Raw genomic sequence first — 23,544 nt, 5'->3', positions numbered from 1 at the left:
CGGGTATTATGAGTAAAGAAAAAGCAAAGAAGAATAACGCCATAATCAGTGCGTTAAAGAAAAGTAATATGACAGCTATGGGCGTGATACTGATCCTGATGATCATCATTGCAAGTGTGATGTCTCCGTATTTTCTGGATATTTATAATTTGCAGGCGCTGGTAAGGGATTTGGCGTTCATCGGCATGATCGGTATCGGGCAGTCGCTGCTTCTTCTGATTGGAGAGCTGGACTTGTCTGTGGGCAAGATTGCGTCATTGTGCGGTATTTTAGCAGGTATGATGATGGTGAATTATGGATTCAATCCCTATTTATCTTTGGTGATCGCTTTGATTCTGGGACTGGTGTTCGGCGCGATCAACGGGTTGATTATCACGAAGCTAAGATTAAATTCTATGGTGGCCACCATCGGTATGCAGGGCGTTTATGGAGGCATCAATCTGGTGCTTACAAAAGGGAAGGCCATCACAGGGATTCCGGAGAGCATTTATATCTTCGGTAAGGGGAATGTAGGCCCAATTCCAATCCCATTTATTTTTACGATTATTGTATTGATCTGTGTTTTGTTTCTTGTGAAAAAGACAAAAACGGGGCGGTATATTTATGCCATCGGCAACAGCCGGGAGGCCGCTAAGATTCTAGGCATCAAAGTAGACCGCATCCGTATTATGATTTATTCTATCGTGGGATTTATCTCAGCGCTGGCAGGTATTTTGTATGTGGCAAGGCTTGGCTCATCCCAGTCCGCTATCGGAGAAAACTGGCCGATGAACTCCATCGCTTCATCTGTTATCGGAGGCGTGTCCCTGACGGGCGGGATTGGCAATCCGGCGGGCGCTCTCATCGGAGCCGCCGTTATCAGTATCATCCAGAATATGATTGTCCTGTTCGGTGTCAACGTATACTGGCAGTCTGCGGTATCCGGTATTGTGGTTGTTATCGCTATTTCCTTCAGTTCCATATCTGACATGATCAGAGAGAGGAAACAGCGGAAAATCAAAGTGAATTAGTGTGATAGGTAAGGAGGCAGGAATATGAAGCTTGGACTTAATTTGTCATTTGCGGTAAAGCGTTGGATGAAACCAGAACAGCTTGCTAAAATGTGCCGCCAAGACTTTGGGGTGGAGCATGTACAGTTTACATGGGACCTGATAGACCCGTGGTGGCCCGAGGAGCAGCGGGATAAGATGGTGGAGGAGTACCGTGAGGCGTTCGCGGCGGAGGGAGTGGCTATTGACGCCACCTTCGCCGGCCTTGCGGCTTACAGCTATGCCAATTTTCTGGCGCCGTCTGCATTACAGCGGGAAATCGCGTTTACTTATTTTAAACGGGCAGTGGATATGACCGTGAAGATGGGAGCCAAGGTGCTTGGAAGCCCTGTGGGCGGAATGAATTATGACGACGCGAGGGATGAACAAAAGCGGAGTGAGCTGTATGGGATTATGCTGGATTATATCCGCCGGCTTGCCCAATATGGAAAGGAAAAAGGTCTGGAGGAGATTCACATTGAAGCTACCCCGCTCTGGACAGAATTCCCTCACAGCCCGGAAGTATCTCTTCAGATGATGAAAGACTTGGAAGGAACGGCGATTCCGGTGAAGCTTCTCATTGACTGGGGGCATGCATTGTACAAGCCGCTTTTAAAAGAAGAGGCAGATATGACGCTGTGGCTCAAAAAATGTGCGCCCTATGTAGGTTCTATTCATCTGCAGCAGACTGACGGCATGCTGGACCGCCATTGGGATTTTACAAAGGAAGGTATCGTAACGCCTGCGTATATCAAGAAGGCCGTGGAGGAGTCCGGACTTTCCGATATCGTACAGTACCTTGAGGTGGTCACGATTTTTGAGGATGAGGACGACCATGTATATGAGGGCATGAAGAGGACGATGGACTATCTGCATAAAGAACTTGATTCATAAAGAGGAGGAGATTCTGTATGGAGTTTAAGACAATGTATGAAGCGATACTGGAGGAACACCGTAAGGTTTATGAGAGTCTGAACCAGCAGGGGCTTCGAGAATTTATCGATACCGTGAAAGCACATGAGAGAATCTTTTTGATCGGTGTTGGACGTGAGGGCCTTGCCACCCGTGCTTTTGCCATGCGGCTGATGCACATGGGCAAGGAAATCCACTGGATATGGGATGACACCACGCCCGGCATCCAGAAGGGCGACTTAGTGATAGCGACCCTTGGAGACGGACAGATTGGACATATCAACTATGTTTGCGAGCGGGCGAAAGAGGCAGGAGCGTATATCTATGTGGTGACCGGTTCGCCAAGCGGACGGACGGCGAAGGAAGTGGCGGACGCTGTATTTTTTCTCCCGGCCGCAGTCTACCGGGGGGCGGACGATGTAGTACCGTCCATGCAGCCCATGGGCAATCTTTTTGAGCAATGCCTGTTGATAACCTTCGACATGATTGTGATGACCATTGTGGAGGAAACGCCGGAACTGTCATTTGAAAAAATGTCCTGCCGTCACAGGAATGTGGAGTAAGGAGGAAGCGCTGCTATGAAAAAAATTTTAAACGAGGATGTAACAAATGTTGTGGAGGAGATGCTTGCCGGCTATCTCACCGCATATAAGCGATATTATAAAAAAATCGGGGACTACAATGCCTTTCGTTATAAGGGAAACCGCAAGGGGAAGGTAGCACTTGTCATCGGAGGAGGAAGCGGCCATGAGCCACTTTTCTCTGGCTACTGTGGCGCAGGTCTTGCGGATGCGGTTGCCTGCGGCAATATCTGTGCGTCCCCCAATCCGGAACTGATATATGAGACGGCAAAAGCGGTGGATCAAGGGAAGGGAGTTCTCTTTATCTATGGATGCTATGCGGGGGATAATCTGAACTTTGATATGGCGGAGGAACTGTGTCAGGCGGATGGGATGAAGACTGCCCATGTCCGGGTGTGGGATGACTGTGCATCTGCGCCGAAAGAGCGGATTACAGATCGGCGGGGAATCGCGGGGGATGTCTTTGTCATAAAAATAGCCGGAGCAGCCTGCGATGCGGGACTGCCCTTTGAAGAGGTGGTCAGGGTCGCGGAAAAGGCGAGGGACCACATTAATACAATCGGGCTTGCCACTTCACCGGGCACGCTTCCGGGCAATGACAAGCCGACCTTCGAACTTCCTGATGATGAGGTGGAATTTGGCATGGGGCTCCACGGGGAGCCAGGAATCGAGCGGACAAAGATGCAGCCAGCGGATAAGCTGGTAGAACGGATGTATACGGAGCTGAAAACAGAGATGGGGCTGAAGGAAGGGGACGAGACCGCTGTTCTGGTCAACGGATTGGGCTCTACACCGCTTCTGGAATTGAACATTGTTTTCTATGACCTCCATAAAAAGATGGCAGCGGATGGGATTCTTATCCACGACGCGGAGGTGAAGACATACTGTACCTGTATGGAGATGGGAGGCTTTTCTATCACCATTTTAAAACTGGACGAAGAACTCAAGAAATATCTGGACGCGCCTTGTTACTCCCCTTACTATGCCAAAGGAGAACTGACCGGCAGTATGCAGACGCTGGAAGAGGGCGAAGAAGAGGAGCCAGAGGTAGACGTGGATGAGATGGAAGAAATCAAGATTGTCCGCAGCAAGGAGGGGGAGCTGAGCGAGCTGAATGCCTCTGATACTAGAAATATGCTGCTCTACATAGCGGATAAGATTATTGCCAGCAAGCCTTATTTGACGGAAATCGACAGTGCCATCGGTGACGGCGACCACGGCATCGGCATGGCAGGCGGGATGCAGAAAGCGAGAAAGAAACTGCTCCATATGGAAACTGAGGAAAATGCATATGCACTCTTTGAGGCGGCGGGCAATGCCATGCTCATGTCTATGGGCGGTGCGTCCGGCGTTATCTTCGGAAGTCTCTATTTAGCAGGGGCAAAAGGGATGGAGCCAAAGCCCGTGCTCTTTGGGGAAGACCTTGTGAATATGGAGCGTAAAAGCCTGCAGGCGATTCAAGAACGGGGAAAAGCACAGGTAGGAGATAAGACAATGGTGGACGCGTTGTCCCCGGCGGTTGAGGCTATGGAGAAAAACCGTAATGGCAGTCTTCTGGATATACTGAAGGCCGCAGAAGAGGCAGCCCGGCAGGGAATGGAAGACACCAAGAAGTATACCGCCAAATTTGGACGGGCCAAGTCGCTCATGGAGCGGGCAGTGGGCCATCAGGATGCCGGCGCCACTTCGGTATGGCTCATCTTGCAAGGGATGAGAGAATTCGTGGAAGGAAGGTAAAAGGCAATGGGTAAAAAGGTAAACTGGGGAATATTGGGCTGCGCCGCAATCGCTAAGAACCGGGTGATTCCCGGGCTTTTGAAGGCAGATAATGCCTGTCTGTATGCGGTGGCCAGCAGGGGACAAGAGAAACTTGCTGAATTCAGTGAATTATTTCCTATAGAAAAAACATATGAGGCGTATGAGGAGCTTCTTGCGGATTCTAAGGTGGACGCAGTATATATTCCTCTTCCCAACACGCTTCATTGTCAGTGGGTAAAAAAAGCGGCGGACGCAGGGAAACACATTCTCTGCGAGAAGCCCTTGGCGATGAATGAAGCACAGGCAAGGGAAATGTTCCAATATTGCAGGGAAAGAGGCGTTCTTTTGATGGAAGCCTTCGCCTACCGCCATGCGCCACTTGTGCAGAAAGTAAAACAGACAGCGGACGCAGGAACTATCGGTAAGATAAAATATGTGGAGGCCCATTTGACAGATGTCCTGACGGACATGGGGAATATCCGCATGCAGAGGGAGCTTGGCGGAGGCGCTTTTTATGACATGGCGTGTTACGACATCAGTGTGATTTCCTATCTTCTCGGCAAAATGCCGGTTCAGGCTAAAGCGCTTGCGGAGATAGATGACACGTACGGTGTGGATGTGAGCAATACCTTCCTGCTGAAGTATGAGGACGGGACACAGGCGGCAGGCTACTCCTCCTTGAATTCTTATGCCAGAGGCTATTACGCGCTGGTGGGAGAAAAAGGAAGGATTGAAGTGCCATGCAATTTTAACTGCCGCAATATCTGTAAATTCACCGTGACGGTGAACGGTATCGTGGACAATGTGGAAATCAAGGACGAAGAATGCACAGAATATACCGTGCTGTGTCCGGACAATTATATGCTGGAGATTGCACAGTTCAGCAGATGCGTGCTTGGAGAAGAGTCTCCCTATATTACAGAAGAGGAGACTGTCGGCAATGCACGGATACTGGATATGATTTTGGAGGCAGCAGGTTAACTGCCTCTGTAAGCTCTCATCACGGCGGGGATATCGATTTTCTGCGGGCATCGTTTCGAACATGCACCGCACTGGATACAGGCATCGGGGCCGGCTGTCTGTGACAGGCTGGAAATCCTCCATGTCTCTCCGCTTATGGATAATTCATTATAACCTTGTATCAGCAAAGGAATGTCGAGCCCGGCAGGACAGGCAGGGCAGCAGTAACGGCAGGAGGAACAGGGGATGCCCAAATCATTTTTAAATGCGGCGGCTGCCTCCGCAAGAGCGTCGGATTCCTGCTGCGATAACTTGTTTCCTTCTTCAAAAATAGCCGCGTTTTCTGCAACCTGTCCGGGCGTTGACATCCCGCTCAGCACGCACTGTACATTATCCAGTCCGAGAAGATAGCGGAAAGACCAAGAAGGAAGAGAATTGTGGGGGGCTGTCCCGTGTAGGATGGCCTCCGCTTTTTCGTTTAGGGAAATCAAGCGTCCGCCCTTCAGCGGCTCCATCACCCAGATGGGTATCTGATGTGCTGTCAGGATTTCGTACTGGCGTTTTCCATTTAATAATGTCCAGTCCAGATAATTTAATTGAATCAAGGCCATATCAAAATCAGGATACCAGTTGACGAAGCGCTCGAGAGCATCCGGCGCCGCATGAGAAGAAAAGCCGAGATAACGGATGCGTCCCGCCTTTTTCTGTTCTAGAAGATAGCCGATATAGTTCTTTTGGGAATCCATGTATTTGTCCATGTATTGTTCCTGAACTCCGTGGAGCAGATAGAAATCAAAATAATCTGTCCGGCACCGTTCAAGCTGTTCTTCAAATACGCTTCTAATATTTGTGCTGGCGGCCACATAGAATTTCGTGGCAAGGTAATAACTGTCTCTGGGATATTTGGAAAGCGCTTCTCCAAGAAAACGCTCGGAGTCTCCATTGTGGTAGGTGTAGGCAGTGTCAAAATAATTGACACCGCTGGCAAATGCCTGATCGATTACCTTCTGGGCTTTCGGGCGGTCAATTATATCTGAATGGCCGGGAACAGTGGGAAGCCGTAAGCTTCCCAGACCCAGCGTTGAGATTTTATTGCCTTTAAAGGATTTATAATACATCATTTACTCCTCCGTGTGTGCCTGCCCGGAGCGATAGAAATCTTCTCTTGACATATCAGCCGCGCGTTTCACCATCTGAGTAATCATGTCGATAACTTTCTCCATTTCCTGAATTACAGAAAATTCTTTGCACCCGTGGCAATTGTACATGCTGCAGCCAATATTAGGACAGGGCAGCCCGTTGAGTGTAATAGTACACCCGTCATATCCACCGCGGGAGCTTTCGCATATCGGCTCAACGCCCATATCACGCAATGTATCATAGACAAGTTCTGTTACTTTGGGGTATTTGTCTATGACGGACTTCATGTTGCGGTACATATCATGAAAGACAAGCTCTACCCGTCCCTCTCCATATTTTGCATTGATAAAATTGGCGGCGTTACGCATGATATCACACCGGTGTTCGAGTGCGTCTGAATCAAAATCACGGAGCAGATAATACAGGTGTGCTTTGTCGATGGTACCGTCAAAAGAGTGCAGATGATAAAATCCCTCTCGTTTTTCAGTAAATTCGGGACGCTCCTGCTGGGGGAGAAGGAAATCGAATTCCTCGGCCAGTTTCACGGCGTTGACGAGAATATTTTTGGCGCAGCCCGTATGTATGGCAGTACCGTTAAAATATACATCTACATTGAAAGCGTTGAAAGTTTCCGGCGTGTATACGCCAAAGGTACAATCATCCAGCGTGTAGGCAAAATCCGCACCGAAGTCTTCAATATCAAAATACACGCCGCCGCGTCCAATCTCTTCGTCAGGTGTAAAGCCAATCATTATTTTCCCATGCTTAATACTGTCATCGTGGAAAAGAGTTTCCGCCATAGTCATCACCTCTGCTATGGCAGCTTTGTTATCGGAGCCGAGCAGTGTGGTACCGTCCGAACATATCAAATCACAGCCGACAAACTGGTCAAGAACAGGATATTCCTTATTGGACATTGTGATGCCAAGCTCTTTGTTGAGAAGCACATCGCCGCCCTCGTAGTGGATTATCTGTGGTTTTATGTTTTCCGCAGGCACTTCCGAAGCAGTATCCATGTGGCAGATAAATCCGATGACAGGCCCGTCCCAATCCGGGATATTGGCAGGTATTTCACCAAAGAGATAACAATTGTCACTGAGGCGGATGTTGGAGAATCCCAGCTCCTTCATTTCATCGTACAGCAAATGCGCCATATCCCACTCCCGGGGATGGCTCGGGGTAGAAGGATGCGAGGTAAATGGATCCGAAGCGGAATCTATCTGTACGTATTTTATTAATCTATCTTGGACATTCATAACTAAAAAGCACCTCCTGTTAATATCAGTGGACAAAATATGGCTTCAGCATAACATTCTCAACGTAAGCACAGTACTTGTCGGTCCAAGCCATTGCGTCAAAAGTCCCTTCGGACATAATGTGGCAGATATTCATCCCGTGCAGTTCAAACGCAATATATTCAGATAAATCTTCCACAGGTGTATTGTGGGCAAGTTCTCCTGACTGGACACCGTGTGTCAGTATCTGGCGGCATTCGTTTATGGTGATTTCCAGCTTGGTCGGTTTTTCTAAGTCTTCTCTGGGACGCATATGCTGGGCGTACCATTGCCGGTTATAGCCTACGCCGAACTTGTTGACGGCGATGTCGACATAATATTTTATGTAGTTGCACAATTGATTAATAGTAGCCTGATCACTGATTTTTTCTAGTTCATCAAAAAATGAGTCATATGGTTCCCGCTCAATTGCCAGTATAAGATCTTCTTTTGATTTGAAATAATTGTAAAAATTACCGGGGGACATGCCACAGGCCTGCGTGATGTCAGAAATTGAAGTGGCGTCATATCCGTTTTTTCTAATTAATTCACAAGCCGCGTCCAACAATTTTTGTCTGGAGCGGGCAGCTTGCTCTTTTCTTGTTAATCCCATGATAGAAATTCTCCTTTAAAAGTATAGATTGAATTCGGTAAATCCAATTCAGTAAATCTTATATAAATTATATAACAGTAGTGCGGATACTTGTCAAGTGATATTTAAGTGCACTTACATTTTGCGGTGAGGATACAAAAAGACTGAATCGTTTGAAAACAAGGAAATATGTGTGTGATAAACAGAAGAAAAGGCTTTTTGGATGTGAAATATAGATAATATCGATAAAGAATATAAAGATATTGACAAGACTGATGTTATGTGGGATAATGCAGTAAATTGGATTTAGTAAATGCGATTTACTGAATTGCATATATCGAAAAAAGACACAAAATAAAATGTTCAATATAGGGAGGATGGAGGCATGAGTGACGGGCTGGTCATAAAAAATTGTAAGTTCATCCGTGAGCTTACGGAGGGGACGGATACTGTATTTGGTGACGTATATGTGAAGGATGGGATGATTGAAGCGATTCTGCCATGCGGTACGGTATCTGAGGGGGGAGACTTTCAGGTGTTTGATATTGGTGGAGCCACATTGATGCCGGGAATGATTGACGCTCACGTCCATCTCTATATGTCGAAAAATGCCGATGAATGCGCAAATATATATTCGGGTGACCGTGTATTTGAGTGTTACCGCTACGCGAAAGAATTTCTTGAATATGGGTACACCACCCTGCGGGATGCAGGTGATACGGAGGAATATCCCACAGTCCACCTTGGACGGGCCATTGAGTCCGGTCTGCTGGAAGGGCCGGAGATCATCCCGTGCGGGCTCACCTTGGTTCCCTATCTGCAGGGGACGGATGTCTCCATATGGAAATATACTACATATGAAGTCAGCGGGCCCATGGAGGTACGGGAGGGCGTGCGGAAGAATCTGCAAAAAGGGGCACAGTTCATCAAGCTCTACGGCAGCGGCTCCATGATATGCCCCGGCACAGTTCCGGGACGCCGCATCCTGTTTGACGATGAAATCATTGCAGCCGTTGAAGCGGCCGAGATGCAGGGGAGTTATGTGGCGATTCATGCCCACGGGGCAGAGGCGGCAGAGCAGGCTTTTCGCTGCGGAGTACGCACGGTGGAGCATGCGACGCTGATATCCCATGAGACAGTGGATTATGTAAAAGGGCTGAAGCGGCTGGCCGGTATCGTGCCTACGCTTTCTATATTCACACAGATTATGAATCCGGATTGGAATTATCCTGACGCAGAGAAATATGCAAGACAGGCAAAAGAGATGTTCGAAGTTTGTCTGGACGCTATGAAATATGCGTATAACAAGGGAATACTCATGGGATTTGGCACAGATTTATTTATGGACGAGTTCTTGAAAGACCCGTTTGGAGAATTGAGAATCCGGAAAGAAAAGTTCGGATTTGCCGGTATCGATATCCTGCGTCAGGCTACGATTCAAAATGCGGCGCTCATCGGAAGAGATGATGTCATCGGCACGATTAAAACAGGGAAACGTGCGGACATGCTTGTCATTGACGGGGACCCGGCACAGGATTTCAGCGTCATGTACAAGAAACCGATGTATATCATCAAGGGCGGTAAGATAGTCAGATAAATATAGTGTTTGATATACACTTCCACAAAAGGGGGGCTGTATATTGAAAATAAAACAAAAGGAAAAAGGAAGGAGAAGGAATATGAAAAACTTCAAAAGAATGGTAGCAATTGTAGTAACTCTCGCGATGACGGCAGCCTTACTTGGCGCGTGCGGCAGTAAGAGCAAAAGCACTGGGGAGAAAAAGGGGGAGAGTTCCCGTGACAGCCTCGTGATTGGTATGGCCGCAGAAATCAGTACGCTGGATCCGCACATGCACAGCAATATCGGTACGGCCAATTTGATGCTGGCTATTTTTGAATCTCTGCTCACACATGATTTTGTTACCGATGAAATCAAACCGGGACTTGCCGAATCTTACGAGGTATCTGAGGACGGCATGACGATTGACATGACATTGCGCACAGATTTTAAGTTTCACAATGGAGATCCGGTTACGATGGAAGACGTACTCTACAGCATGGAACGCACGATGGAATCTGCTTTCCAAAATGTCTTCTGGGACGCTGTTGACAATGTAGAGGCAGTGGATGATACACATCTCCGTTTTAACTTGAATCAACCTGACAACAATCTCCCGTATTATATCGCGGATTTTGCAAATATTGTTCCCAAAGCCGTGGTTGAGGCGGATCCGGACGGGTTTGCCAGAGCGCCTATCGGATGCGGCCCTTACAAGTTTGTGAATTGGTCACAGGGCATGCAGATTGATATGGAAGCGGATCCGAATTACCCGGATGGCGAAGCGCCGATCAAAAATGTTACATGGAGATTTATCACGGACCGCAGTACAGCCCTTGTAGCGCTGGAAACGGGTGAAGTCGATGCTTTTATGACAATGAACGGTGCAGATTTTGACCAGATTCGTAATACAGAGGGACTTACCCTCAAGACAGTATCCGGCAACAATACATACTATCTCTCGCTCAACATGGAGGACGAGGTGCTTTCCAACGATAAAGTAAGAGAGGCAATCTGTCTTGCGATTGACAAAAAGTCCGTCATAGACGGGGCCGAATACGGGGAAGCAAAAATCGCCGACCACGGATTTATCAGAGAAGGACAGGTCGGCTACAGCGATAACTTCAAAGAGGCTGAACGTGATGTAGAGCGCGGCAAAGCGCTGCTCGCCGAGGCGGGGTATGCAAATGGTCTATCACTGGAATTAAAATGCCAGTCTTCCAAGACGACCCATGCTCAGGTTATTCAGGCGAATCTGAAAGAAATCGGCATTGACGTTGAGATTGTACAGCTTGAGAACTCTGCATTCTATGCAGACCTTGAAAATGGTGATTTCCAGATGGAGTTCGGAGGATTCGGCCAGTACACACCGGACCCGTCTTCCACATTCCGCTATGTTTACAGATCTGACGGGGTTATGGCAGGTAACTATTACCGATTGAACAGCCCGGAGATAGACGAACTTCTGGCACGGGGCGAGGTAAGCACAGACCCGGAAGAGCGCCAGAAAATATATGAAGAAGTGATACAGCTCGTAGAAGATGCCCATTGCTGTAAATACATCTATTGGCCGACCGCCAATATTGCCCACAACTCAGACCTTAAGGGTGTCGAGGCAACTCCGGTAGGAGAATATGATATCTACAATTATTACTGGTAAATGCAAGTTTAAATTTAAAGGAGGAAAGGTATGGGGCGTTTTGTTTTAAAAAGACTTTTACAAGTGATACCTGTACTTATAGGTATATCTATCATCATTTTCACCATTATGCAGCTTTCGCCCAGCAATCCTGCCCGTCTGATTCTCGGAGAAAAGGCAACGGAAGAGCAGATAGAGGCGCTCAGCGCAGAATTGGGCACAGACCAGCCTGCCGTCAAGCAGTATTTTAACTATATGGGCGGTCTGCTGCACGGTGATCTGGGGAACTCCTACCGGACAAGGATGCCGGTCATGGATGAAATCGTGGACCGGTTTCCCACGACCTTCTTTTTGGCGATACTTGTCATGGTAGTCTCCACGGCGATATCCATCCCATTGGGAGTGTTGTCCTCCCTGCGGCAGAATTCACTTTTTGACGCCATAACGACCATTATAGCCTTACTGCTGACGGCCATGCCGTCATTCTGGCTGGGACTTATGCTGATGCTGATTTTTGCCGAAAAACTTCAGTGGCTGCCGGCGATCGGCTCCACTGAGTTTATACATTTTATTATGCCCACCTTGACTTTGTCCGCCGCGAACATCGCGTCCAATATGCGTATGACCCGCTCCAGCATGCTGGAGGTCATACGTCAGGACTATATCCGCACGGCAAGGGCAAAGGGGGCCCCGGAAAAGGTGGTCATCGTCAAACATGCACTGAAAAACGCCCTGATACCGGTAGTGACGGCGATTGGAATGAACTTTGGCTGGTCTTTGGGCGGCGCAGTCCTGATCGAGTCCGTGTTCAGTATGAAGGGATTGGGAACGCTGCTCTTGAACGGTGTGCGTACAAAGGACGTTCCGGTTGTTATGAGCGCCGTGCTGGTGACATCACTGATATTCTGTGTTGTAACACTGCTGGTTGACATATCTTATGGTTTTATCGATCCACGTATTAAAGCACAGTATGAGAATAAGAGGTGATAGCATATGAAGAATACAGATTCAGCACCACGTAAAAGTCGTTCCTTTATTCAGGATGTATGGTACCGTTTTAAAAAAGAAAAGCTGGCCATCCTAGGTCTGGTCATTCTTTTAATCATCTTTGCCACGGCCATTCTGGGAGGATTTCTGCTTGACTACGAAAAAGATATTATCACACAGGATATTCCGAACAAGCTGGCGTCCCCGAGTTTTCAGCATATATTCGGCACTGACGGATTTGGGCGGGACATTTTTTACCGTATTGTATGGGGAGCACGCTACTCCCTGCTCATAGGATTTTCCGGAAGTATTATCGGGCTGCTGGTAGGGGGGCTCATGGGCGCTGTCGCAGGTTACATGGGTGGAACGGTGGACGCGGTATTCATGCGTATTATTGATATGTTCATCGCGCTGCCTACCACGATTCTGGCGGTTGCCATCGTATCCGTGCTGGGACCCAGCCTCACCAACCTGATCGTGGCAATCTCTATAGCGAATGTGCCAAGCTATGCGAGACTGACCCGTTCTTCGGTCCTCACCATTAAGGACAACGAATTCATAGAGGCCTCCACCGCTGTCGGGGGGAATGGGGTACATATTATGATGCAGCATATACTGCCCAACGTACTGGCGACTTTGATCGTACAGTTCACGATGGGCGTTGGATGGAGCATTACGACAGCAGCAGGCTTGAGTTATCTGGGACTGGGCGTGACGCCGCCTGATCCGGAATGGGGCAACATGCTCTCTGAAGGACGTGATGTCATGCGGTATAATTCTAATCTGGTTATTTTCCCCGGATTATTCATCATGGTGACGGTGCTGGCATTGAATCTTGTGGGCGACGGTATCCGCGACGCGGTGGATCCGAAGCTGAAGAACTGATGGATACGCGGAAGCATACTTGAATGAGAAGGAGATACTATGGAAAATATTTTGGAAATAAAAGATTTGCATGTACAGTATCAGACCAGTGAGGATACAAACTATGCACTGAATGGGATAGACTTGAACATCCAAAAGGGAGAGACACTTGGACTGGTAGGCGAGACAGGGGCGGGCAAGACGACAATTGCCCTGTCCATCCTCCGGCTCCTTCAGTCCGGAGTCGGGCAGATCAAATCCGGCGACATCTTATTTGAGGGAAAAAGCCTGCTGGAGTTAAATGACACGGAAATCCGAAAAGTGCGGGGAGATAAGATATCCATGATATTTCAGGATCCCATGTCCAGCCTGAACCCTGTACTCACTGTCGGCGACCAGATTGCCGAGGCCATTGACCTCCACCGGAGCCTGTCAAAGCAGGAACTCAGCGACATGGTGGATTCCACGCTGGAATTAGTAGGGATACCGAAGAGTCGGAAAAATGATTATCCCCACCAGTTCAGCGGAGGCATGAAGCAGAGAGTGATTATCGCGATTGCGCTGTCCACCAATCCGGAGCTGCTGATAGCCGACGAGCCGACGACAGCCCTAGACGTGACGATACAGGCGCAGGTGCTGCACCTGATGGAAGAACTGAAACAAAAGCTGAACATGTCCATGTTGATGATTACCCATGACTTGGGGATTGTGGCTCAGATCTGCGACCATGTGGCAATCATTTATGCAGGGAAGATTATTGAATACGGCACAGTATATGAGATATTTGACAAAAGCAGAGAACACCATCCGTACACGAAAGGGCTGTTCGGCTCCATACCGGATCTCACGGTCGAGACCCGCCGCCTAACACCGGTAAAAGGGCTTATGGCTGACCCGGCAGATCTGCCGGAAGGATGTTATTTCCATCCCCGCTGTGACGAATGTATGGAAATCTGTAAAAATAAAGTCCCGGACAGCTGCGGCATGGGCGGTGAACATTATGTCAGATGCCATTTGTTTAAGGAGAGACAGGTATGAGTGAAAAATTGATTGAAGTAGTAGACTTAAAAAAATACTTTAAGACCAGACAGGGGGATCTGCACGCTGTGGACGGAATCAACTTTTCCATCAACCGGGGGGAGACTCTTGGGATAGTGGGGGAATCCGGCTGCGGAAAATCCACCCTTGGACGTCTGGTGATGCGGCTGCACGAAGCCACTTCGGGTTCTGTCTATTATAACGGCACAGACATCACGAAGCTTAAAGGCAGTAAGCTCAAAGAACTGCGCAAAGAGATGCAGATTATATTTCAAGATCCCTACAGCTCGCTGAATCCCCGTATGACGGTGAGCAACCTGATTGCGGAGCCTCTTAATCTCAATAAAGTATACAAGACAAAACAGGAGACGGAGGCGCGGGTAAAAGAGCTGATGGAGACGGTGGGCCTTGCTCCCCGCCTGATCAATGCCTACCCCCATGAGCTGGACGGAGGACGCCGTCAGCGTATCGGGATTGCCAGAGCCCTCGCCCTGAATCCCAAGGTCATCGTCTGTGACGAGCCGGTATCGGCGCTGGATGTGTCGATTCAGGCGCAGATATTGAATCTGCTGATGGATCTGCAGGATGAATATGGCCTGACGTATCTGTTCATCACGCACGACCTTTCTGTCGTAAAGCATATATCCAACCGGATAGCGGTCATGTATCTGGGACAATGTATCGAGCTTGCCAGCTCGAAAGAAATATTTGCGAATCCAATACATCCGTATACGAAGGCGCTGCTCAGCGCCATACCAGTTGCCGATACTTCTGTGAGGGGGAAAAAGCAGGAAATATTAAAAGGGGAAGTCGTAAGTCCGATCAACCCTAAACCGGGATGCAGATTTGCGCCCCGCTGTGCTTATGCCACAGAGGCGTGCACCAGTTGCGAACTGTCGCTGCGGGAGGTAGAGCCGGGACATTTTGTGAGCTGCAGGCTTTTTGACGGAGAGAAATGAGGTGCAGAAGATGAAATTTCAGGACTATGAGTATAACAGGCCGGAGGCGGAAGAAGTAAGGGCAAAGTATGACAGACTACTGCCTCTGATTGAACAGGCAGAAAACGCCAAGGAGCAGATTGCGGCGGTGGACGAGTTGATGGAGCTTCGCAGAGAACTCTATTCTATGCGGGAGATTGTGAAAATACGCTATACACTGAATACCGCAGATGAGTTTTACCGGAAAGAAGATGCTTTCTGGGCGGAGTTCAATCCCGTGTGGAGCGCGCTGGACGCAAAGTTCTATCAGATTCTGAAAGCTTCCCGGTTTACGGAGGAGCTGAAGGAGCGGTATTCTCCACAGTTTTTCAATCTGCTGGATTGCAACCGGGATGTTTTTTCGGAAGAAATCGTGGAAGATATCAAAAAAGAAAATGTGTTGATGTCAGAAAGTATCCGGCTTTCTGCTGGCAATGTGGTGATTGACGGAGTGGAGCAGGCCTACCCGAAGGCAGTCGCACTTTTCAGCAGCGCTGACAGGGCGGAAAGACAAAAAGGGTACGCCGCATACGAGCGGTTTTATCGAGAGCGGGAAGCGGAATTTGACAAAATTTTTGACGAGCTTGTGAAAGTCCGCCGGACACAGGCACGAAAGCTGGGATTCCCCTCCTACGTGGAGATGGCGTTCCGGCAGAGGCAGAGAAGCGGCTATACGCTGGAGCAGGTGCGCAGTTTCCGGGAGAATGTCAAGAAATACATTGTGCCGATCAATACAAAAATACGGGAAGAGCAGCGACTCCGCTTAGGGGTGGAAGAACTGTATTTTTACGATGAAGAGCTGATGTTCCCGGAACAGCTGGAATTGAAATTCCAAAATGAGGAAGAGCTCAAGGAAATTACGAAAAAGGCGATGGACAGTCTGGGGGCGGAGGCACATGAATATTATGAATTCATACTGTCCCACGGAGTGCTCGACCTCTATGCAAGGCCTAATAAGGCACTGGGCGGTATGGCGTATTTTGTTCCCCATCCCAAGACCCCGTTCATAGAGACCAACTTCAGCAATGTACCAAAGGACGTGGAGGTGTATTCCCATGAGCTGGGCCATGCGTTCCAGCTGTACATGACTCCGGATATGCCCGCAATGGAGCTGTTCTACCCGGCATCGGATGCCTGTGAAGTACACTCTATGGGAATGGAGTTCTTTTTCTGGAAGAGTTATGAAGCGTTTTTTGCCGGGGATGTGGGCAGGCAGAAATACACGCATCTTGCCAGCTGTCTCACCCTGCTTGCGTGGTGCTGTATTATCGACGAATTTCAGGACGAGGTGTATTCCCACACGGAGTATGGGCCGGAAGACTATAAAGAAGTCTGGAAGCGGCTGGAGAAGATCTATCTCCCGCACCGCTCTTATGGAAAGGACAGCTTTTTTAACAAGGGTACTTTCTGGTATAAGCAGCTGCACCTTTTCCAGAGTCCGTTTTACTATATTGACTATGCGCTGGCCCAGACCAGTGCGCTGCAGTTATTCCGCCAGATAAACGAGCAGGGGGAAGAGACCGCCTGGGGCAATTATTTGAATATATGCCGAATCGGAGGCTGGGTGCCCTATCTTGATATGATAAAAGAAGGACAGATAGCGTCCCCGTTTGAAGAGGGAATGCTTGAAGAACTGGGAGACTATGCAGAAAATAAATTAAATGAATTGTTAAATGACCTGAAACGATAAGTCAAAATATTCTGGCCGCCGGCCAGAAGAAGGGAGCGTTCATGACAGAGTTTGAGGAAAAGATTGCTTGCCTGCGTCGGGAAATGAAAATGGAAGCTATGGATTTTTATATGGTGACGACAGAGGACGCCTACATGGCAATCTCTGGCGTGGTACATGATTTTTGGCGCAGTCTGCGCTGGCTGACAGGATTTACCGGTTCTTCCGGCTATACGATCATTACAGAAGATCAGGTGGGGTTCTGGACAGATTCCCGTTATCACCTGCAGGCTGCCGCTCAGGTGCAGGTGGAGGGCGTGCAGATATACAATGTGTCGGAAGTCCCGGCGGAACATTATCTGGGCTGGATAAGCAGTTATGCGAAGGCAAGCGGGAAAAGCCGGCTGGTATTCGGGGTGGACGGGCGTACGATAAGCACGTCAAAAGGACTGCTGATGCAGGAACACTTTGACAGCCTCACTGGCGTGTCCATCGTCATAGAACCGGGGAAAGATTTGATTAACCGCATCTGGAAGGACAGGCCAGAGCCGGACTACAGGCCTATCTGGGAGCATGACATCAAATACGCAGGAAAGACACGGAAGGAAAAAGAGGCAGAAGTCCGCAGGGAAATGGAGGCACGAGGCGCCCAGTACTATGTGGTGGGTGGTCTGGAAGGGCCGCCGTGGCTCACCAATATGCGCGGATATGAATCGATCAGTCCTATTTTTGCGTCCCACATGGTGGTGACACCGGAGACCCTGCAGCTATTTTGTAAAGTAGAGATGATACCCGAAACGCTTAAGAAAAAGCTTATTGCAGACGGTTATACAATATACCCTGTAGAGGCTCTGGTGGAGCAGCTTAGGAAGATACCTGCGGGAGCCCGGGTGTATATGGATCCGAGCAGGACTAATTACCTTATGCCTTCCTCCATTCCGGAAGCGTGTGTGATTGTGAAGGGATTCGATATCGTGAACGATCTGAAGGCGGTAAAGAATCCGGTGGAGCTGCAAAATATCCGCCGCGCCAACATCATGGAGAGTATCGCCCTTTTCCGTATGTTCCGGTATCTGAGGGAGCATGTGGGCAAGGAGCGGATCACAGAGTACGACACCCATCTTTTATTGGAGGAATACAGAAAGCGCAGCCCGGAATACATTTATGACGCTGGTGTCATAACATTGTCCGCAGGTTATGGGAAAAATGGAGCATGGCCGCATTATGCACCGACAGAAGAACAGTCCGATGAGCTGGAACCGTCGAACCTCATCGTAGTTGACGCTTGCTCTCACTATATCTGTGGCTCTGTCGATATGTGCCGGACGATTTATCTGGGGCCGTCTGAATACGATGAGCAGATACGGAAGGACTATGCGGTAGTATTAAAGGCGTTCATCGCAATCTGCCGTCAGGTTATCCGTAAGGGCACCAACGGACAGTGTTTGGACAGTGTTGCCCGGACTGTCATGTGGAACCATCATCTTCAGTATGGACATGGCACAGGGCATGGATTAGGATACTGCAACTGTCTGCACGAAGGGCCTCAGACGCTTGCGGAGGCTTCCTATAAAAAAGACTGGGCATTTTCGGAGCTGCCCCTTAAGCTGGGAAATACCATGGCATTGGAGCCGGGGGTATACCGGGAGGGGAAATATGGAATGCGCGTGGAGGATAACCTTGTCATAGTACCGGATACCGTCAATGAATTCGGCGAGTTCTACCGGTTTGACAATATGTTCTATCATCCGCTGGAACGGGAGATTATTAAGCCGGATCTGCTGCATGATGACGAGGTGGAGTGGATCAATGCGTACCATGCGAAGACATTTGAGGTGTTAAGCCCTCATTTGGAGGAAGAAGAAGTGGAATACTTACGGAAAGCCACGGCTCCCATATTTAAAAGTGGAACGATAAGAAAGGATGAAGGGGGAACATCATAATGGCACTGAAAGTAGGCAATTTTTATGTAAAAGATATCGTATTCGGAGATAAAACAAAGTTCAGCGACGGACTTCTGACCGTGAATAAGGAAGAAGCCATCGCCCACATCAATCCGGAAGGCAAGCTGAAAAACATTGAGCTCTATGTAGTTCATCCGGGGGACAGTGTACGTATCGCACCGGCAAAGGCTGCTGTGGCAGTGCGATTCCGGCCGGATGGACGCTGTATCTTCCCGGGATATACGGGAGCCGTATCCAAATGCGGGGAGGGAATTATCTACGCAATGCAGAAGACAGCGGTAATTGTTTCGGGCAAATACAGCAATATGGATAATGGAATCGTGGATATGAGCGGGCCGGGGGCACAGTACAGTGCATTATCTCAATTAGTGAACTTGGTCATTTATGCAGAGCGTGTCAATGAAAAGGACCTTGAACTTACGCTCCGGGTGGAGGAAGAACATCGTCTGGCGGCCCATCTTCTGGCGGAGTACATTGGGAAGGCGCTGGAAGGACAGGAGCCGGAAGATTGGGAGATTTATGATCTGGAGACCAAAGCCGCGGAGGCGGAAGAGAAAAAGCTGCCCCGTGTCGCCGCTTTTCTCACAGTGGTAAGCCAGCTGGAAGCAGGATTGAACGAGAAGTTTGCCGGAAGAGACTGCCATAATATGGCGCCTGTGTTCATTCATCCAAATGAAATGCTGGACGGCTATGTTGTAGCCGGACAGTGCGAAGGACAGGCAATGACCACTTACGACGCGCAGAACTTACCGCTTATCCGGCGCCTGTATAAAGAACACGGCAAAACAGTCAACTTTGTCGGTGTGATACTGGTACCGGCTGACGTATCCGATGAAGTGAAGAATGCCAATAAACTGCGCTCAGGTGAAATGGCGTCCCTGTTAAAACTAGATGCAGCCGTCATTGTCGAGTGGGGCGGAGGCAGCAATATAGATGTAGACTTTTTTTACAATGTAGCAGAGCTTGAATCCCGTGGAGTAAAAACGGTGGGCATTACTTGTGAACATGCAGGCAAGATGACGGTAGACCCCCGGGCTGTCGCAATCGTATCTACCGGGGAGACCAGCGCGATTCTCGAACTCCCGCCTATGGAGCATGTCATTGGAGATTTGGAGTCTATCGTCAGGGATTACTATTTTGGCACATGGCCTACGCACTCAATATATGGCCCCAGCCTGAGGCCGGATGGGTCAATTGTCATAAATTCCTTTGCCTTAAGCGGCTCTGGAAACAATACAGGGTGGCTTTGCGAGACCGTCAAGGATTTTTAGGAGGAAAAGGCAGATGAAAAAAGCGATACATTATATTAATCAGTTTTTTGGAAATATTGGTGGTGAAGATCAGGCTGATTTCGCTCCGGTTATCAAAACAGGAGCGGTAGGGCCGGGCATGGCATTGCAGGACGCGCTGAAAGATGTGGAAATAACGCATACGGTAATCTGCGGTGACAATTATATGACAGGGCACAAAGAGGAAGCGCTCCAGACTATCCAGAAGTTTCTCGACGAACAAGAATTTGATATTTTCTTTGCGGGCCCCGCGTTTCAGTCCGGGCGTTATGGCATGAGCTGCGGGGAAATATGCAAATTTGTCAGCGAGAAATATAAAGTACCGGTCTTTACCAGCATGAATCCCGAAAATCCCGGTGTCGACGCGTTTCGGGAGAGCGATATTTACATATTAAAGGGAAATAAGAGCGCTGTGAAGATGCGCAAGGATATCGCGTCAGTCGCGGCTTTGGCCAACAAGATTTTAGCCGGGGAGGAGCTTTTAGGAGCGGAGGAAGAAGGATATTTCCCGAGGGGAATACGCAAGGCAGTTTTCGTGGAGAAGACGCCGGTCGAGCGTGCCGTCGAGATGATGCTCGCCAGATTGGAAGGGAAGCCTTATGAAACGGAGATGAAGATCGAGCTGAGCGACAGAGTTGTTCCCGCCAAAGGAATCGAAGATATGAGTAAGGCGAAAGTGGCTCTTGTCACTACGGGCAGCCTCGTCCCTGTAGGGAATCCCGACCACATCCCGTCCGGCACGGCCTCCACTTGGGAAACATACGACATCTCCAATCTGGATGCCCTTCGAAAAGGGGAATTCTATAGTGTTCATGGCGGTTACAGTACCAACAATGTCAATGAAGATCCGGAGGCTCTCGTGCCGGTGTCAGTCGTAAAAGAGCTTGCGAAGGAGGGCATTATTGGAAGTCTTCACCCGGAAATGTACGTGACCACGGGCAATCTTACCATCGTAAAAGAAGCAAAGCGCATGGGAAGAGAGATGGCGGAAGATTTACATGCCAAGCAGGTGGACGGATGCATTTTCGTAAGTACGTGAGGAAGCTGTACACGCTGCGGTGCAGCGATGGTAAAAGAAATCGAGCGTGCGGGAATTCCGGTGGCACACATTACTAATATGGTCGATGTGGCAAGGGTAATCGGAAGCAACCGAATTATTCCGGGCGTAGCGATAACGAACCCGTGCAGTGACTCAAGCCTGCCTGTTGACGACCAGCTCGCCATGCGGAGAGACTATATGATGCGTGCGGTGACAGCCATTTCCACGGACGTGGAAGAACAGACATTTTTCTAATTTAAGACAATATCAGAACATCCGATTCGGTACCGGATACTCTCTTGATAAAGAGGCTGCTTATCTCAGGCAGCCTCTTTATTTGTTACAGAGTATTGGTGATTTCACCCAAAACAATATTGTATAAAACCATTTATTGTGTTATATTTACCAAGGGGATATAAGAAACCAAATAAAATATATCAAAAGGAGTAGCAAATAATGAAAGCTTATAAGAGATTGCTGGATTATGTGTCCGTTTGGACGACAAGCGAGGAAGGCAGCGACACCGTACCTTCCGCAAAGAGGGAATTCGATTTGGCGCACAAGCTGGTTCAGGAACTGCACGAGATTGGTGTGGCCAACGCCGAGGTGGACGATAAGTGTTACATATATGGCAGTATCCCGGCGACAGAGGGATGTGAAGACAAGCCGGTCATCGGTTTTATCGCACATATGGATACAGCGCCGGAATTTTCTGGAAAGGATGTAAAGCCTCAGATTATTGAAAATTATGACGGAAAAGATGTGGTACTTGGAGACAGCGGCAGAGTTATCAGCGTCAAAGATTTCCCGCATCTTACAAAGCTTGCAGGAAGAACTCTGATTACTGCCGATGGGACTACGCTTCTGGGAGCGGATGACAAGGCGGGAATCGCAGAGATCATGACTGCTTTGGACGAGATTATAAAGGAAGGACTGCCTCACGGGAAAATCTGTGTAGCATTTACACCGGATGAGGAAATCGGAAGCGGCCCGGACAATTTTGATGTTGAGCGTTTTGGAGCACAGTATGGTTATACGTTGGATGGATGGCAGGAAGGCGAGATTCAGTATGAGAACTTTAACGCGTCTACCGCCATCTTTACGGTACACGGCGTAAACGTGCATCCGGGCAGCGCAAAGGATATTATGGTGAACGCACAGTTCATCGCTATGGAAATCAATGGCATGATTCCGGAAAATGAGACACCGGCAACAACCGAAGGATATGAAGGTTTCTATCATCTGTACAATTCAGAAGGAGCGGTAGAGTACGCCAGACTTACATATATGGTCAGAGACCATGACAGAGAGAAGTTCGAGAAGAGAGAAGCATTCCTTCAGGAAATCGCAGAGAAGATGAATGAGAAATACGGAGAAGGAACGGTAGAACTTGTCATCAACGAAGGTTACCGCAACATGAAGGAGATGGTGGAGCCATGCTTCCACTTGATCGAAAATGCGAAAAAGGCAATCGAGAACGTAGGAGTTGAGCCAGACGTATCACCGATCAGAGGCGGTACAGACGGAGCAAGACTGAGTTTCATGGGTCTGCCCTGCCCGAACCTTGGAACCGGCGGATATGCATACCACGGCCCGATGGAGCACATTACCGTAGAAGCTATGGATAAGGTAGTTGAGATTACAAAAGAGATTATAAGAATTTACGCAGAAAGCTAAATAAAAAGATGGTTGAGCGGGGAGGGAAGACTTCTGTAAGGGAAGGATTCCCTCTTTTTTCCCTCTCTCGTTGTAACCATTGACCCTACATCAAACGCGTGCTATAATATCCTTACCGACACAAAGGGGGGACGCCATATGCAGATTTCAAGCAGATTTACAATAGCAATTCATATTTTTGCTTGTATAGATACATTTGAGAATGAGTATAAGCTGACAAGTGACTTTATAGCGGGGAGCGTAAACGTCAATCCAGTAGTGATAAGAAGAATATTACAACAGTTAAAGGCCGCAGGGCTTGTAACAGTTGCGAGAGGAAGCGGCGGGGTAAGTGCCGCGAAGCCGATGGATGAAATTACTCTTCTGGACATCTTCAATGCGGTTGACTGTATAGAAAACAATCAACTTTTCCATTTCCATGAAAATCCTAATACAGACTGTCCTGTCGGCCGCAATATCCATCACAGTCTTGACGACAAGCTCAATATCATCCAGAGCTCTTTAGAACAATCAATGAAAAATATAACCGTTGCGGATGTCGTAAGAGATACGCAGACCTATATTGCAAGTGAACAGCGATAATACCGTTTAAGCCATC

General features: G+C 48.6%; 20 protein-coding genes. 17 read left to right on the top strand and 3 right to left on the bottom strand.

The genetic code is table 11. From position 1 onward, the window contains the following. The first annotated feature begins 8 nt into the window (after positions 1–8). The 5 genes from BN6465_RS17905 to BN6465_RS17885 are packed head-to-tail and all read left to right on the top strand — an operon-like array spanning position 9 to position 5,260. Positions 9–1,010 carry an ABC transporter permease gene (locus BN6465_RS17905; RefSeq protein ID WP_066737766.1) on the top strand — a complete coding sequence of 334 codons (1,002 nt, stop codon included), beginning with the start codon at positions 9–11 and terminating at the stop codon, positions 1,008–1,010. Between the two features lie 24 nt (positions 1,011–1,034). Then, the gene (locus tag BN6465_RS17900; protein ID WP_066737764.1) at positions 1,035–1,922 is read left to right on the top strand and encodes a sugar phosphate isomerase/epimerase family protein; all 888 of its coding nucleotides are present in this window, start codon (positions 1,035–1,037) and stop codon (positions 1,920–1,922) included. 17 nt (positions 1,923–1,939) lie between these two features. Beyond that, positions 1,940–2,503 carry a phosphoheptose isomerase family protein gene (locus BN6465_RS17895; RefSeq protein ID WP_066737762.1) on the top strand — a complete coding sequence of 188 codons (564 nt, stop codon included), beginning with the start codon at positions 1,940–1,942 and terminating at the stop codon, positions 2,501–2,503. 15 nt (positions 2,504–2,518) lie between these two features. Continuing rightward, positions 2,519–4,258 carry a dihydroxyacetone kinase subunit DhaL gene (gene dhaL, locus BN6465_RS17890; RefSeq protein WP_066737760.1) on the top strand — a complete coding sequence of 580 codons (1,740 nt, stop codon included), beginning with the start codon at positions 2,519–2,521 and terminating at the stop codon, positions 4,256–4,258. A 6-nt stretch (positions 4,259–4,264) separates the two neighbouring features. Further along, positions 4,265–5,260: a Gfo/Idh/MocA family protein gene (locus BN6465_RS17885; RefSeq protein WP_066737758.1), complete on the top strand. Its 996-nt coding sequence runs from the start codon at positions 4,265–4,267 to the stop codon at positions 5,258–5,260. Here BN6465_RS17885 and BN6465_RS17880 read toward each other — a convergent pair. Genes BN6465_RS17880 through BN6465_RS17870 form a run of 3 tightly spaced genes read right to left on the bottom strand, consistent with a single transcriptional unit; the run spans position 5,257 to position 8,266 of the window. Next, positions 5,257–6,360, bottom strand: a complete 1,104-nt coding sequence (locus tag BN6465_RS17880) for an aldo/keto reductase (protein WP_082891771.1) — start codon at positions 6,358–6,360, stop codon at positions 5,257–5,259. The two genes, BN6465_RS17885 and BN6465_RS17880, sit on opposite strands and share 4 nt — an antisense overlap. Next, on the bottom strand, positions 6,361–7,635 hold the full coding sequence (pepT, locus tag BN6465_RS17875) for a peptidase T (protein ID WP_066737756.1): 1,275 nt from the start codon (positions 7,633–7,635) through the stop codon (positions 6,361–6,363). A 25-nt stretch (positions 7,636–7,660) separates the two neighbouring features. Continuing rightward, positions 7,661–8,266: a TetR/AcrR family transcriptional regulator gene (locus BN6465_RS17870; RefSeq protein WP_066737753.1), complete on the bottom strand. Its 606-nt coding sequence runs from the start codon at positions 8,264–8,266 to the stop codon at positions 7,661–7,663. Between the two features lie 364 nt (positions 8,267–8,630). On the opposite strand from BN6465_RS17870, the gene BN6465_RS17865 reads away from it, so the two are divergent. The 12 genes from BN6465_RS17865 to BN6465_RS17805 all read left to right on the top strand — a co-directional run bounded on the left by BN6465_RS17865 (position 8,631) and on the right by BN6465_RS17805 (position 23,528). Next, a complete protein-coding gene (locus BN6465_RS17865) occupies positions 8,631–9,842 on the top strand; it encodes a metal-dependent hydrolase family protein (protein WP_066737751.1) in 1,212 nt (403 codons plus the stop codon). 82 nt (positions 9,843–9,924) lie between these two features. Beyond that, on the top strand, positions 9,925–11,463 hold the full coding sequence (locus tag BN6465_RS17860) for an ABC transporter substrate-binding protein (protein WP_154670286.1): 1,539 nt from the start codon (positions 9,925–9,927) through the stop codon (positions 11,461–11,463). 30 nt (positions 11,464–11,493) lie between these two features. After that, entirely contained in the window at positions 11,494–12,429 is a 936-nt protein-coding gene (locus tag BN6465_RS17855) for an ABC transporter permease (protein WP_066737747.1), read from the top strand. Positions 12,430–12,435: 6 nt separating this feature from the next. Then, a complete protein-coding gene (locus BN6465_RS17850; RefSeq protein WP_066737744.1) occupies positions 12,436–13,314 on the top strand; it encodes an ABC transporter permease in 879 nt (292 codons plus the stop codon). A 39-nt stretch (positions 13,315–13,353) separates the two neighbouring features. Continuing rightward, entirely contained in the window at positions 13,354–14,331 is a 978-nt protein-coding gene (locus BN6465_RS17845; RefSeq protein ID WP_066737742.1) for an ABC transporter ATP-binding protein, read from the top strand. Then, on the top strand, positions 14,328–15,290 hold the full coding sequence (locus BN6465_RS17840) for an ABC transporter ATP-binding protein (RefSeq protein ID WP_066737740.1): 963 nt from the start codon (positions 14,328–14,330) through the stop codon (positions 15,288–15,290). The genes BN6465_RS17845 and BN6465_RS17840 overlap by 4 nt, the downstream gene beginning before the upstream one ends. Before the next feature lie 10 nt (positions 15,291–15,300). Further along, positions 15,301–16,998: a M3 family oligoendopeptidase gene (locus BN6465_RS17835; RefSeq protein WP_227183511.1), complete on the top strand. Its 1,698-nt coding sequence runs from the start codon at positions 15,301–15,303 to the stop codon at positions 16,996–16,998. Between the two features lie 41 nt (positions 16,999–17,039). Then, a complete protein-coding gene (locus tag BN6465_RS17830) occupies positions 17,040–18,920 on the top strand; it encodes an aminopeptidase P family protein (protein WP_066737736.1) in 1,881 nt (626 codons plus the stop codon). Next, positions 18,920–20,212 (top strand): glycine/sarcosine/betaine reductase component B subunit, encoded by a 1,293-nt coding sequence (locus tag BN6465_RS17825; protein WP_066737734.1) that lies wholly within the window; start codon positions 18,920–18,922, stop codon positions 20,210–20,212. The genes BN6465_RS17830 and BN6465_RS17825 overlap by 1 nt, the downstream gene beginning before the upstream one ends. 13 nt (positions 20,213–20,225) lie before the next feature. Next, the gene (locus BN6465_RS17820; protein ID WP_082891770.1) at positions 20,226–21,524 is read left to right on the top strand and encodes a glycine/betaine/sarcosine/D-proline family reductase selenoprotein B; all 1,299 of its coding nucleotides are present in this window, start codon (positions 20,226–20,228) and stop codon (positions 21,522–21,524) included. 201 nt (positions 21,525–21,725) lie between these two features. Beyond that, positions 21,726–22,946 (top strand): peptidase T, encoded by a 1,221-nt coding sequence (pepT, locus tag BN6465_RS17810; RefSeq protein WP_066737725.1) that lies wholly within the window; start codon positions 21,726–21,728, stop codon positions 22,944–22,946. Positions 22,947–23,084: 138 nt separating this feature from the next. Continuing rightward, positions 23,085–23,528, top strand: a complete 444-nt coding sequence (locus BN6465_RS17805) for an Rrf2 family transcriptional regulator (protein ID WP_066737722.1) — start codon at positions 23,085–23,087, stop codon at positions 23,526–23,528. Positions 23,529–23,544 lie beyond the last annotated feature (16 nt).

The organism is Bariatricus massiliensis, assembly GCF_900086725.1.
In the GTDB taxonomy this organism is placed as follows: Bacteria; Bacillota; Clostridia; order Lachnospirales; family Lachnospiraceae; genus Allocoprococcus; species Allocoprococcus massiliensis.
The sequence above is the reverse complement of the archived record's forward strand: the minus strand, read 5'-3'. Positions and strand labels throughout refer to the sequence as shown.

Excerpts from the sequence above, each read along its gene's own strand:
- BN6465_RS17855 (WP_066737747.1), top strand. The coding sequence starts at position 11,494 with ATGGGGCGTTTTGTTTTAAAAAGACTTTTACAAGTGATACCTGTACTT.
- BN6465_RS17895 (WP_066737762.1), top strand. The coding sequence starts at position 1,940 with ATGGAGTTTAAGACAATGTATGAAGCGATACTGGAGGAACACCGTAAG.
- BN6465_RS17840 (WP_066737740.1), top strand. The coding sequence starts at position 14,328 with ATGAGTGAAAAATTGATTGAAGTAGTAGACTTAAAAAAATACTTTAAG.
- BN6465_RS17905 (WP_066737766.1), top strand. The coding sequence starts at position 9 with ATGAGTAAAGAAAAAGCAAAGAAGAATAACGCCATAATCAGTGCGTTA.
- pepT (WP_066737725.1), top strand. The coding sequence starts at position 21,726 with ATGAAAGCTTATAAGAGATTGCTGGATTATGTGTCCGTTTGGACGACA.
- BN6465_RS17860 (WP_154670286.1), top strand. The coding sequence starts at position 9,925 with ATGAAAAACTTCAAAAGAATGGTAGCAATTGTAGTAACTCTCGCGATG.
- BN6465_RS17825 (WP_066737734.1), top strand. The coding sequence starts at position 18,920 with ATGGCACTGAAAGTAGGCAATTTTTATGTAAAAGATATCGTATTCGGA.
- BN6465_RS17865 (WP_066737751.1), top strand. The coding sequence starts at position 8,631 with ATGAGTGACGGGCTGGTCATAAAAAATTGTAAGTTCATCCGTGAGCTT.
- BN6465_RS17805 (WP_066737722.1), top strand. The coding sequence starts at position 23,085 with ATGCAGATTTCAAGCAGATTTACAATAGCAATTCATATTTTTGCTTGT.
- BN6465_RS17845 (WP_066737742.1), top strand. The coding sequence starts at position 13,354 with ATGGAAAATATTTTGGAAATAAAAGATTTGCATGTACAGTATCAGACC.
- BN6465_RS17835 (WP_227183511.1), top strand. The coding sequence starts at position 15,301 with ATGAAATTTCAGGACTATGAGTATAACAGGCCGGAGGCGGAAGAAGTA.
- BN6465_RS17850 (WP_066737744.1), top strand. The coding sequence starts at position 12,436 with ATGAAGAATACAGATTCAGCACCACGTAAAAGTCGTTCCTTTATTCAG.
- BN6465_RS17830 (WP_066737736.1), top strand. The coding sequence starts at position 17,040 with ATGACAGAGTTTGAGGAAAAGATTGCTTGCCTGCGTCGGGAAATGAAA.
- BN6465_RS17885 (WP_066737758.1), top strand. The coding sequence starts at position 4,265 with ATGGGTAAAAAGGTAAACTGGGGAATATTGGGCTGCGCCGCAATCGCT.
- dhaL (WP_066737760.1), top strand. The coding sequence starts at position 2,519 with ATGAAAAAAATTTTAAACGAGGATGTAACAAATGTTGTGGAGGAGATG.
- BN6465_RS17870 (WP_066737753.1), bottom strand. The coding sequence starts at position 8,266 with ATGGGATTAACAAGAAAAGAGCAAGCTGCCCGCTCCAGACAAAAATTG.
- pepT (WP_066737756.1), bottom strand. The coding sequence starts at position 7,635 with ATGAATGTCCAAGATAGATTAATAAAATACGTACAGATAGATTCCGCT.
- BN6465_RS17900 (WP_066737764.1), top strand. The coding sequence starts at position 1,035 with ATGAAGCTTGGACTTAATTTGTCATTTGCGGTAAAGCGTTGGATGAAA.
- BN6465_RS17880 (WP_082891771.1), bottom strand. The coding sequence starts at position 6,360 with ATGATGTATTATAAATCCTTTAAAGGCAATAAAATCTCAACGCTGGGT.